The organism is Streptomyces sp. NPDC029956 (assembly GCF_055574655.1).
On sequence record NZ_JBVHZJ010000061.1, the window covers coordinates 42,195 to 53,245 of the forward strand.

9 protein-coding genes are annotated in these 11,051 nt (G+C 73.6%); 3 read left to right on the forward strand and 6 right to left on the reverse strand.

Annotated elements, in window-relative coordinates:
- Positions 1-302: 302 nt before the first annotated feature.
- Positions 303-1,268, reverse strand: a complete 966-nt coding sequence (locus tag ACZ4XX_RS33650) for a 2-hydroxyacid dehydrogenase (protein WP_468511649.1) — start codon at positions 1,266-1,268, stop codon at positions 303-305.
- Between the two features lie 75 nt (positions 1,269-1,343).
- On the opposite strand from ACZ4XX_RS33650, the gene ACZ4XX_RS33655 reads away from it, so the two are divergent.
- From ACZ4XX_RS33655 to ACZ4XX_RS33665, 3 genes are all read left to right on the forward strand, one after another.
- A complete protein-coding gene (locus ACZ4XX_RS33655) occupies positions 1,344-2,366 on the forward strand; it encodes an aldo/keto reductase (RefSeq protein ID WP_468511650.1) in 1,023 nt (340 codons plus the stop codon).
- 114 nt (positions 2,367-2,480) lie between these two features.
- Positions 2,481-3,623, forward strand: a complete 1,143-nt coding sequence (locus tag ACZ4XX_RS33660; RefSeq protein ID WP_468511651.1) for a PQQ-dependent sugar dehydrogenase — start codon at positions 2,481-2,483, stop codon at positions 3,621-3,623.
- Between the two features lie 14 nt (positions 3,624-3,637).
- Positions 3,638-4,030, forward strand: coding sequence for a DUF6191 domain-containing protein (locus ACZ4XX_RS33665; RefSeq protein WP_468511659.1), 393 nt, complete (start codon positions 3,638-3,640; stop codon positions 4,028-4,030).
- On the opposite strand, the gene ACZ4XX_RS33670 is transcribed toward ACZ4XX_RS33665, so the two are convergent.
- From ACZ4XX_RS33670 to ACZ4XX_RS33690, 5 genes are all read right to left on the reverse strand, one after another.
- Entirely contained in the window at positions 3,914-6,970 is a 3,057-nt protein-coding gene (locus ACZ4XX_RS33670; RefSeq protein WP_468511652.1) for a helix-turn-helix transcriptional regulator, read from the reverse strand. The two genes, ACZ4XX_RS33665 and ACZ4XX_RS33670, sit on opposite strands and share 117 nt — an antisense overlap.
- 7 nt (positions 6,971-6,977) lie before the next feature.
- Entirely contained in the window at positions 6,978-7,175 is a 198-nt protein-coding gene (locus ACZ4XX_RS33675) for a hypothetical protein (RefSeq protein ID WP_468511653.1), read from the reverse strand.
- A 172-nt stretch (positions 7,176-7,347) separates the two neighbouring features.
- Positions 7,348-7,947 (reverse strand): hypothetical protein, encoded by a 600-nt coding sequence (locus tag ACZ4XX_RS33680; RefSeq protein WP_468511654.1) that lies wholly within the window; start codon positions 7,945-7,947, stop codon positions 7,348-7,350.
- Positions 7,948-7,995: 48 nt separating this feature from the next.
- Positions 7,996-8,553: a GNAT family N-acetyltransferase gene (locus ACZ4XX_RS33685; RefSeq protein ID WP_468511655.1), complete on the reverse strand. Its 558-nt coding sequence runs from the start codon at positions 8,551-8,553 to the stop codon at positions 7,996-7,998.
- Positions 8,531-10,813, reverse strand: a complete 2,283-nt coding sequence (locus ACZ4XX_RS33690; protein ID WP_468511656.1) for an MMPL family transporter — start codon at positions 10,811-10,813, stop codon at positions 8,531-8,533. The genes ACZ4XX_RS33685 and ACZ4XX_RS33690 overlap by 23 nt, the downstream gene beginning before the upstream one ends.
- Positions 10,814-11,051: the final 238 nt, after the last annotated feature.

The window sequence follows — 11,051 nt, forward strand, 5'->3', positions numbered from 1 at the left end:
CTGGTCCGGCACGGAACGCGCCAGGCCGGCGGCGAGGCTCGGAAGGCCCGCCGACGGCGGCGTCGCCGCGTCGGATCGTCGGTCCTCCGGCCGTGCTTCACCCGTCGCCCCCCTCGGAATCTGATGACCCGTCACTTCGCTCCCCAGCGTCAGCCCGTACTCGACGCAGTCCCCCCGCTCCGGGACGATACACCAGGATGGTCACTCAGGGACAGGGTCGCAGTACTCTCCGTGACGGTCCGGGGGGTCGCAGGCGGCGCGTGTCGGGGGCGCGCACCACCCGACCGGCCCAGCTCGGCCGCTCAGCCGGTGGTGAGCAGGACGTTGGCCGGCTCCTCGCCCGCCACGAACCGCCGCAGCTGCCCCGAGATCAGCCGCTTCGCCCGCGGCATGAACGCCGAAGTGGAACCTCCGACGTGCGGGCTGATGAGGACACCGGGAGCGTGCCACAACGGATGCCCGGCCGGCAGCGGTTCCGGGTCGGTGACATCGAGGGCCGCCGTGATCCTGCCGCTCTCGACCTCCTTGAGCAGGGCCGCGGTGTCGACGACCGGCCCCCGGGCGACGTTCACGAGGAGCGCCCCGTCCTTCATCCGGCCGAGGAACCCGGCGTCGGCGAGATGCCTGGTCGCGGGCGTGAGCGGAGTGGAGAGCACGACGACATCGGCATCCGGAAGCAGCGCGGGCAGCTCCGTCAGGGGATGGACCTCGCCGCGCGCTGTGGTGCGAGCGGAGCGCGCGACGCGCGACACCCGCGCGCACTCGAAGGGCGCGAGCCGGTCCTCGATGGCGGCGCCGATCGACCCGTACCCGACGATCAGGACGGACTTGTCGGCGAGCGCGGGGTAGAAGCCGGCCCGCCACTCCTCGGCGTCCTGGCCGCGCACGAAGCCGGGGATGCCGCGCAGCGAGGCCAGGATCAGCGCGAGCGTGAGCTCGGCGGTGCTGGCCTCGTGGACGCCCTTCGCGTTGCAGACGGCGACGCCCGGACGCAGTGAGTCGATGCCGGGGGTGACGTGGTCGATGCCCGCGGAGAGGGTCTGCACGATCCGCAGCGAGGACATCGCGGCCAGCGGCCGTACGGCGATCTCGGAGCCCTTCATGTACGGGACGACGTAGAAGGCGCAGTGCGCCGGGTCCGCCGGGAACTCCGGCCCGCCGTCCCAGAAGCGGTAGTTCAGGCCCGACGCGCCCGGTTCGGGAAGATCGTCGATCTCGTCCGCGGGAATCGGAAGCCACACGTCAGCGGTCGTGTTCTCGAATCTCATGACCGGGAGGCTATGCGAAGAATCCCGTGCGTCATTGGTTACTTTGGGGGACGGCACAGGGAGGGGTACCGGCAGGTGGAGCGCAGGACTATCGGGGCGGCGGCGCTCGACGTGGGTGCGGTCGGCCTGGGGTGCATGCCGATGAGCTGGGCGTACAGCCGTTCGGAACAGCGGGGAGACCGCTCGCTGCGGACCGTGCACGCGGCGCTGGACGCCGGGGTGAGCCTGCTCGACACCGCCGACATGTACGGCCCGTTCACCAACGAGCTTCTGGTGGGGCGGGTGTTGAAGGAGCGACGGGCGGACGCCTTCGTCTCGACGAAGTGCGGGCTGCTCGTCGGCGACGGCGGCGAGCGGCGGCACGTGGTCGCCAACGGCAGGCCGGGGTACGTCCGCCGGGCCTGCGACGCCTCGCTGCGACGGCTCCAGACCGATGTGATCGACCTGTACCAGCTGCACCGGGCCGACCCCGAGGTTCCGGTCGAGGAGACCTGGGGAGCGATGGCCGAGCTGGTCTCGGCCGGCAAGGTGCGGGCGCTCGGGCTGTGCGCCGTCGGCAGCCGCTCGGCCCGCCGGGGCGCGACCGGTGTCAGCCGTGACGGCTATGAGGGAACGATCCGCCAACTGGAGCGGATCCAGCAGGTGTTCCCGGTGGCGGCGGTGGAGGCCGAGCTGTCGGTGTGGTCCCAGGAGGCGCTGGTGCGGCTGCTTCCGTGGTGCGCGGCGCGGGGTGTCGGCTTCCTGGCGGCGATGCCGCTGGGGAACGGCTTCCTGACCGGGACGCTGACTCCGGGCGGCGGCTTCGAGCCGGAGGACCCGCGGGCCCGGCACCCCCGGTTCACGGCGGAGATGATGGCGGCGAACCAGCCGCTGGTGTCGGGTCTGCGGCGGGTGGCCGCGCGGCACGGGGCGCAGGTCACCCCCGCGCAGGTGGCGCTCGCCTGGGTGCTCGGCCGGGGGCGGCACGTCGTGCCGGTGCCGGGGGCGAAGCGGGAGTGCTGGGCCGTGGAGAACGCGCGGGCGGCCGGGCTGCGGCTGACGGCGGCGGACCTGGCGGAGATCGCGGCCCTTCCGGCGGCCCGCGGGTCCTGGGACTGAAGGTCTCGCGGGATCGCGGGACACGGGTTGTCGCGGCGGTCGGGAACCTGATCGCGCCGGGCGGTGTATCAAGGGTGAAGGGATGCCGCTCGACTCGTCGAAGGGGACCGTGCCATGAGCCGTCCTGCAGTTGTGAAGGCCCTGTGGGGCGCCGCCGTGCTGGTCCTGGTGGCGGGCTGCTCCTCGGGGGGTACGGAGGACCGGCCGGGTACGGCGCCGCCGACGTCGGCCCCTGCGTCGGCCACCGCCCCGGCGAGCCCGTCCGGGTCCGCCACCGCGCCCGCCGGCGGGCGGGTGACGGTGACGGGCACGCTCACCGAGGGGCTGAAGTCGCCCTGGGGGCTCGCCGAGCTGCCCGACGGGGACCTGCTGGTCTCCTCGCGGGACGAGCGGACGATCACGAAGGTCGACGGAACGACCGGGGCGAAGACCTCGCTCGGCGAGGTGCCGGGGGTGGTGCCGGGCGGGGAGGGCGGCCTGATGGGCCTCGCCGTGCGGGACGGCTGGGTGTACGCGTATCTGACCGCCGAGTCGGACAACCGCATCGTGCGCATGCGGTACGGCGGCGCGGAGGGCGACCGGCTCGGCGCGCCGCAGCCGGTGCTGACCGGCATCCCGAAGGGGCTCGTGCACAACGGCGGACGGATCGCGTTCGGGCCGGACCGGATGCTGTACGCGGGGACGGGCGAGACGGGCCGGACCGGTCTGGCCCAGGACCGTGAGTCGCTCGGCGGGAAGATCCTCCGGATGACACCGGAGGGCGAGCCGGCGCCCGGCAACCCCTTCCCCGGGTCGGTGGTCTATTCGTACGGGCACCGGAATGTGCAGGGCATCGCCTGGGACGACGAGGGTCGTCTGTGGGCGGCCGAGTTCGGGCAGAACACCTGGGACGAGCTGAACCTGGTGGAGCCCGGGAAGAACTACGGCTGGCCGGAGGCCGAGGGGCAGGCCGGGAAGGCCGGGTTCGTGGACCCGGTGGCCCAGTGGCCGACCTCGGAGGCCTCCCCCAGCGGGATCGCGTACGCGCGGGGCGCGATCTGGATGGCCGGGCTCAGAGGCGAGCGGCTGTGGCGGATCCCGCTCTCCGGGGCGGAACGCTCGGGAGACCCCGAGGCGTTCCTCTCGGAGGAGTACGGACGTCTGCGCACGGTCCTCGCGGGGGGCGGCGGGCGGCTCTGGCTGGTGACCAGCGAAACCGACGGCCGGGGGACGCCCGGGCCCGGGGACGACAGGATTCTCCGGCTGGAGGTGAGCTGAAGGAGCTGGTGACCGTGTTCGACCCGTTGGCGGAGCTGTTCGCGCCCGGCCGCAGACACACGGAGGAGGAGCTTCGCAGGCAGGCGCTGACCAGGGAGGACCCGGGTGACGCGGACCCGTCGCGGGGGCCGATAGACCTGACATCGGGCCGCGTGACGATACGGGCCCCCCGCCGTCCGGCCGCGGGGGTAGCGGCGGGCGGCGGGGCGGCCGGGGACGCGGCGGCCGGCGACACGGCGGTCGAAGACACGGCGGGTAGGCACGCGGCGCTCGGCGGCGGGCCCGGTGGGTCAGAGGGGCGTGTCGAGGAGGTGGAGGCGATGGGCCAGGGCGGCGGCCTCACCCCGGCCGGCGACGCCGAGCTTGGCGAGGATGTGGGAGACGTGGACGCTGGCCGTCTTGGGTGAGATGAACAGTTCCTCGGCGATCTGACGGTTGGTGCGGCCGGCCGCGACGAGACGCAGGACGTCGTGCTCGCGGGGGGTGAGGCCGAAGGTGTCGTCCCCCGGCTCGGCGGCGGCCGGGACCTGCTTCTCCTCGGTCAGGGAGAGGCGGGCGCGGGCGGCGAGGAGCTCCACGTCCTCGCGGAGCGGGCGGGCGCCGAGGCGGACGGCCGTGACGTGGGCCTGCCGGAGCAGCGCCGTGGCCTCCTCGCGGCGGCCGCCCTCGACGAGCAGGGCGTCGGCGTGGCGGTGGCGGACGCGGGCCAGCTGGTACGGGCGTTCGAGCGGTTCGTAGGCGGCGGCGACCTCGGCCCAGCGGGCGGCGGTCTCGCGGCCCTCGGCGCGGGCGATCTCCTCGGAGACCTGCCGGGAGTAGGCCTCCCAGACGGGGGCCGGGGTGGCGAGGCCGCGGACGCTGCGGCGGACGACGGCGAGCGCCTCGGCGCGGCCCTCGTCGGCGGCGGGCAGTCCCCGGCTGTCGGCCTCGGCGGTGACGGCGGTGAGGAGGAGGGGCCAGCCGTAGCGGTGGGTGCTGGGCGGGAAGCCGGCCTGTTCGGCGGCGGCCAGCTGGGTCCGGACGTCCTCGATGCGTCCCTCGGCGGCGGCCACGGCGATCTCGACCTGGGCCATGGGCAGGACGTACTGCGGGATCGTGTCGCGGCTGCCGTAGGCGGCGCGGGCGTCGGCGAGGTGGCGGCGCGCCGCGTCGAGTTCGCCGCGGGCGACGGCGAGCTGGGCGAGGCGGAGGGAGGCCGAGCCGCGGGGCTTGCTGCTGGTGGCCGACCGGAGCAGCCGGTTGGCGATCTCTCCGATCTCGCCCCAGCTGCCGAGCGAGAAGAGGGACTCGGCCCGGTTGGACTCGACCCAGCCGACGCTGTCGACGAGGCCGTAGGCGCGGGCGACGCGGATGCCGGTGTCGGCCACGTCGACGGCCTCCGCCGAGCGGCCGAGGGACTCGAGGGCCGAGGAGAGGTTGATGTGGGCGCGGGCGGTCTCGGTGAACTGGCCGAGGGCCGCGGTGCGTTCCCGTACCGCGTGCATCTCGGCGAGTCCGGCCTCGACGTCGCCGGCCGCGGTCATGAGGGTGCCGAGGGTGAGCCGGGCGTTGAGTTCGATCGACTCGGCCTTGACGAGCCGGGCGTACTCGACGGCGCGTTCGGCGGCGGCGAGGGCGTCGGGGCCGGGGTTGCGGAGCATGCCCCAGCCGGCGGCGCCGACGAGGACCACGGCGTGGACGGCGGACGGCGGAAGGCCCTTGACGAGTTCCTGGGCGCGGGCGATCTCCTCCCAGCCGTCGCCCCGGCCGAGGTTGGACTGGAGGCGGGCGCGCTCGGTCCAGAACCAGGCGGCGCGGAGGGGGTCGCCCCGTTCCGTGTCGTCGAGGAGGCGCAGCGCCGTCTTGCCGATCTTCAGGGCGCGTTCGCGGTCGCCGCTGAGCCGGGCGGCGACGGCGGCCTCGGCGAGCAGGTCGAGGTAGCTGAGCGCGGCGGTCTCGGGGTCGCAGCCGCAGGCGGGGTAGGCCTCGGCGTAGTCCATGGGCCGGAGCGAGCCGCGGATCTCGGCGGGGGCCTCGTCCCAGAGTTCCATGGCCCGTTCGAGGAGGCGGAGTTGCTCGGCGTAGGCGTGGCGCTTGCGGGTGGCGACGGAGGCGCTGAGGACGGCGGGCAGGGCCTTGGACGGGTCGTGCGCGTGGTACCAGTAGGTGGCCAGCCGGTTGGCGCGCTCGTCGGCCCGGACGAGCCCGGGGTCGGCCTCCAGGGCCTCGGCGTAGCGCCGGTTGAGGCGGGAGCGTTCGCCGGGCAGCAGGTCGTCGCTGACGGCCTCGCGGACCAGGGAGTGGCGGAAGCGGTAGCCGTCGCCGTCGGGGACGGCGAGCAGGAGGTTGGCGCCGACGGCGGCCCGCAGGGCCTCGATGAGTTCGTCCTCGGTGAGCCGGGCGACGGCGGCGAGCAGTCCGTACTCGACGGTGGAGCCGCCCTCGGCGACGATCCTGGCGATCCGCTGGGCGTCCTCGGGGAGCATCTCGACCCGGACGAGCAGGAGGTCGCGCAGGGAGTCGCTGAGCTGTCCCGCGGCGCAGCCGGCCTCGTGGGAGACGATGAGCTCCTCGACGAAGAAGGCGTTGCCGTCTGAGCGTTCGAAGACCTCCTCGACGAGGCCGGGGTCGGGTTCGGCGGCGAGGATGCCGGTGAGCTGGCGGTGCACCTCGGTGCGGGTGAAGCGGGCGAGTTCGATGCGGCGGATGGTGCGGAGCCGGTCGAGTTCGGCGAGGAGGGGGCGCAGCGGGTGGCGGCGGTGGATGTCGTCGGCGCGGTAGCTGGCGACGACCACGATGCGGCCGCGACGCAGGGTGCGGAGGAGGTAGGTGAGGAGGTGCCGGGTGGAGGCGTCGGCCCAGTGCAGGTCTTCCAGGACGAGCACGATCGTACGGTCGGCGGCGAGCCGTTCCAGGAGCCGTACGGTCAGTTCGAAGAGGCGGGCGGTGGAGTCCTCGTCCGAGGATTCGTGGCTGCCGGGGTCGCCCAGTTCGGGGAGGAGCCGGGCGAGTTCGGCCTGCTGGCCGTCGGCCGCGGCGGCGAGTTCCTCGGGGAGGCGCCGGCGGAGCGAGCGCAGTGCGGTGGCGAAGGGGGCGAAGGGCAGGCCGTCGGCGCCGAGTTCGACGCAGCCGCCGAGCGCGACGACGGCGCCCTGCGCGCAGGCCGTGTCGAGGAACTCCTCGATGAGCCGGGTCTTGCCGACCCCCGCCTCGCCGCCGATGAGCAGGGCCTGGGGCTCCCCCGCGGTCGCGCGGGAGAGCGCCTCGGTGAGGGCGGTGAGCTCGCCGGCGCGGCCGACGAACACGGGACTGACTGACCTGGTCTCCACGGCGCCGAGCATCGCACAGCCGTCCATGCCGTCGCTCATACGGGGGTCACGCGGCCCGGACGAAGCGACTGCGTCCCCCGTCGCTCACCCGCCCCTCCGCGTCCTCGTTCCCGCTCCGGCGGCCGAGGCGGCGCAGCCCCCGGGCGGAGCCGACCGTCTCGGCGGCCTCGTGGGACAGTCGCTGGGCGGCGGCCTCACGGACGAGCTGGACGTGGTTCATGCGGTGGAGTTCGTACTCGAACATCGGGTGCTCCCTGGTTCTTCTCGGTTTCGGCATCGCTCCTTGCGATGCCTCTACCTTCGTTTCCCAGGGGGTGCGGCCACATCGGGCGTGTGCCGCATGTTCGGGGTACGGGGGTCCTTAGGCGGGTCCTGGGGGGACTTAGGCGTCACCCCGGGCCGCCTTAGGAGGGGGGTCAGGATCCGGCGGTGGGCAGGCTCAGGAACAGGTCGAAGTAGGTACCGACCGACAGGAGCAGCCCCAGGCCGCCGAGAACGGCGCCGGCGACGGCGACCGAGCGGACCCAGGCGGGCCGGCCCGGCAGGACGAGCACGACGACGGCGACGAGCAGGGCGATCAGCGCGAAGACGCCGTTGACCAGGGCGGTGCTGTGCCAGGCGTCGCCGTAGATCTCGGAGATCTGCTGAGCCGGAGTGCCGGCCCCGGAGGTCTTGATCTGCCCGAGGAGGGTCTCTCGCTCGGAGACGACCTTGCCGGTCCAGGTGCCGGTGAGCGCGACGGCGCCGAGAGCGGCGGAGACCACGGCCGCGGCGGCGCCGCCGATGCCGGCGGAGGCGGGAGTGGCAGCCTCCGCGAAGAGGTCGTCGCCGTCGTCCTCGGCGTCGGCCTCGTCCTCGTCGCCGTCCCAGTCCTCGTCGATCAGCGCGGTGGCCGGCCCGGCGTCCTTCTTGTCGAGCGCGACCGCGGTCTTCTCCTCGACGGGCGCGGCCGCCTCGGCGGTCCCGGCGGCGTCCGTGCTCTCGCCGGTCTTCTCTGTCGTCGTCTTCGTGTCCATGCGCGGCACGCTAGGCGCCCCGTATGAGAACCGTATGAGGAAAACGGGTCACGCGGCCTTCGCCGCGCGCCACTCCGGGGCGAGGACGGCCCAGACCTCGGTGTCGGCGCGGACGCCGCGGTGCGGGTAGTTCTCGCGCAGCACGCCCTCGCGGGTCATGCCGAGGCGGCGGGCGACGGCGATGCTCGGCCCGTTCTTCGCGGAGGCGTGCCACTCGACGCGGTGGATTCCGCGCTCCTCGATCGCCCAGTCGATGATGACCCGGCAGGCGCGGGTGATCAGGCCCTTCCCGGCGGCGGAGGGCTCCAGCCAGCAGCCCGCCTCGGCGGTGCCGTAGGTGGCGTCGAAGGTCCGGAAGAGGACGCCGCCGACGAGCGTGCCCCCGGTCCAGATGCCGTAGATGCGCCCGGTGTCGTTCGCGGCCTTCTCGGCGTACGAGCCGAGGAAGGAGCGGGCGGAGTCGAGGTCGGCCACGACGTCGGGGAGGACGATGTGCTCACCGATGAACTCGCGTCCGCGGTCCATGTGGGCGAGGAACTCCTCGGCCTTCGAGGGCTCCAGGGGCCTCAGCTCTGCGCCGTCGTCACCCAGCGATATCGCGAACATCGTCGTTCCTCTCCTCCGCGACGGAGGCCGCGACCACCGCTCCTGCCGTCCCTGCCGTCCCTGCCGTCACACGCTGAGCAGGTATTTTCACACGCGCGTCGGCGGCCTCGCGGCATTCCGGCGTCTCGATGCTGATCCGGGGCAGGAGGCGGTCGAGCCACTTGGGCAGCCACCAGTTCGCCCCGCCGAGCATGTGCATGAGGGCGGGGACGAGAAGCGTCCGCAGCACGAAGGCGTCGAGGGCCACGGCCGCCGCGAGCGCGATGCCGAACATCGCGATGACCCGGTCGCCGGAGAGGACGAAGGCGAGGAAGACCGCGATCATGATCACGGCGGCGGAGTTGATGACTCGGCTGGTCTCGGCGAGGCCGACCCGGACCGCCCGCCGGTTGTCGCCGGTCTCCAGCCACTCCTCGTACATCCGGCTGACCAGGAAGACCTGGTAGTCCATGGAGAGCCCGAAGAGGACCGAGACCATGATCACCGGGAGGAAGGGTTCGATCGGCCCGGCGCTGCCGAGGCCGAGGAGCTCGCTCCCCCAGCCCCACTGGAAGATCGCCACGACGACGCCGAAGGCACCGGCGACGGCGGCGACGTTCATGGCTGCGGCCTTGAGCGGGATGCCGATGGAGCGGAAGGCGAGCAGGAGCAGCAGACAGCCGAGCGCGATGACGACACCGACGAAGAGCGGCAGCTTGCCGATGATGATCTCGGCGAAGTCGTCGTACGAGGCGGTGACGCCGCCCACGTGCACATCGAGCGAGGTGCCGCTCTCGGCCGCCGGGAGGACGTCCGTGCGGAGCCGGTCGACCAGCTCGCTGGTGGCCTTGGACTGGGGCGAGGAGTCGGGGACGACGGTGAGGAGGGCGGTGTCGCCGGAGCTGTTGTACGTGACAGGGGAGACGGACGCGACGCCCTTGGCGGCCGACAGGGCGGCCGGCAGCTGGTCGAGCGCGACCCGGTCGTCGGCGCCGTCGAGCCCGGCGACCAGGGTGAGGGGACCGTTCACGCCGGGGCCGAAGCCGTCGGCGATCAGGTCGTACGCCTGCCGCGTGGTCGCGGTGGCCGGGCCGTTGCCCTGGTCGGAGGTGCCCAGGTGGAGCGAGAGGGTGGGCAGCGCGAGGACGCCCATGACGACGGCGGCGACGAGCCCGAGGAGCTTGGGGTGCCGCTCGACGAAGGCGGACCAGCGGGCGGCGAAGCCGGTGGGCAGCTCGGGCTGCGGCCCGTGCTCGGCGAGCGTCCGGCGTTCGCGCCGGGACAGCGCCCGCATGCCGATGAGGGAGAGCAGCGCCGGCAGCAGGGTGACGGAGGCCGCCACCGTGAGGACGACGGTGAGGGAGGCGGCGATGGCGACGCCGTTGAGGAAGCTGAGCCGCAGGATCAGCATGCCGAGCAGGGCGATGCAGACGGTGGCGCCGGCGAAGACGACGGCGCGGCCGGTGGTGGCCACGGCGGTCTCGGCGGCCTCGGCGACGGAGAGCCCGCGTTTCAGGCCTCTGCGGTGCCGGGTGACGATGAAGAGGGCGTAGTCGATGCCGACGCCGAGGCCGACGAGCATGCCGAGCATGGGGGCGAAGTCGGCGACGGTCATCAGGTGGCCGAGGAGCACGATCCCGGAGTAGGCGATGCCGACACTGACGAGCGCGGTCGCGATGGGGAGCGCGGAGGCGGCGAGGGAGCCGAAGGCGAGGAAGAGGACGACGGCCGCGACGGCGACGCCGACGACCTCGGCGATGTGTCCGCCGGGGGCTTCGGTGAGGGCGACGGCGCTGCCGCCGAGTTCGACGGCGAGTCCGTCGGCTTCGTTCGCGGCGGCCTTGGCGGTGTCGACGAGGGCCCGGGCCTGTGCCTCGGGGATGTCGTCGGCCTGCTCGTGGAAGGTGACGGTGGCGTAGGCGGTGTGCCCGTCCCCGCTGACCTGGCCCCGGGCGTCGCCGTACGGGGAGGTCACGGTGGCGATGCCGGGGAGCTGCTCGACCTTGTCGAGCATCGTGGTCATGCGGTGCTCGACGGCGTCGGCGCGGACGCTGCCCTTGTCGGTGTGCCAGACGATGGTGTCGCTGTCACCGCCGAGGCCGTGGAAGCCGCGCTCCAGGAGGGCGGTGGCACGGCCGGACTCGGTTCCGGGGACCTCGTAGTCGTTGGAGTACGCGGTGCCGGCGACGACCGCCCCGGTGCCGACTCCACCGAGGGCGACGAGCCACAGCAGGACGGCGACGAGGCGGTGCTTGATGCACCACCGTGCGATGGCTGCCAAAGGACGTGCTCCCTGGGTGGTTCGAGGATCTTCACCGGGAACAGCCCGAAAAAGAACGCTTGACCTACGTGCGCCCACTGTGGCAGGCAAACGTGATCGTTTGCCCGTTTCGTGTCGATGCTCACAGGCATGCCCGGAGGGGGGGGGGGGGGGGGGGGGGGGGGGGCGCCCTCCCCCCCCCCCCCCCCCACGCCCCACATCCCGCCGCCCCGCACCCCCCCCCTCGCCCCCCTCCCCC

What these genes read in the sequence shown, in the direction of transcription:
- ACZ4XX_RS33650 (WP_468511649.1), bottom strand. Translation starts at nt 1,268, where the DNA reads ATGAGATTCGAGAACACGACCGCTGACGTGTGGCTTCCGATTCCCGCG.
- ACZ4XX_RS33660 (WP_468511651.1), top strand. Translation starts at nt 2,481, where the DNA reads ATGAGCCGTCCTGCAGTTGTGAAGGCCCTGTGGGGCGCCGCCGTGCTG.
- ACZ4XX_RS33670 (WP_468511652.1), bottom strand. Translation starts at nt 6,970, where the DNA reads ATGAGCGACGGCATGGACGGCTGTGCGATGCTCGGCGCCGTGGAGACC.
- ACZ4XX_RS33675 (WP_468511653.1), bottom strand. Translation starts at nt 7,175, where the DNA reads ATGTTCGAGTACGAACTCCACCGCATGAACCACGTCCAGCTCGTCCGT.
- ACZ4XX_RS33680 (WP_468511654.1), bottom strand. Translation starts at nt 7,947, where the DNA reads ATGGACACGAAGACGACGACAGAGAAGACCGGCGAGAGCACGGACGCC.
- ACZ4XX_RS33685 (WP_468511655.1), bottom strand. Translation starts at nt 8,553, where the DNA reads ATGTTCGCGATATCGCTGGGTGACGACGGCGCAGAGCTGAGGCCCCTG.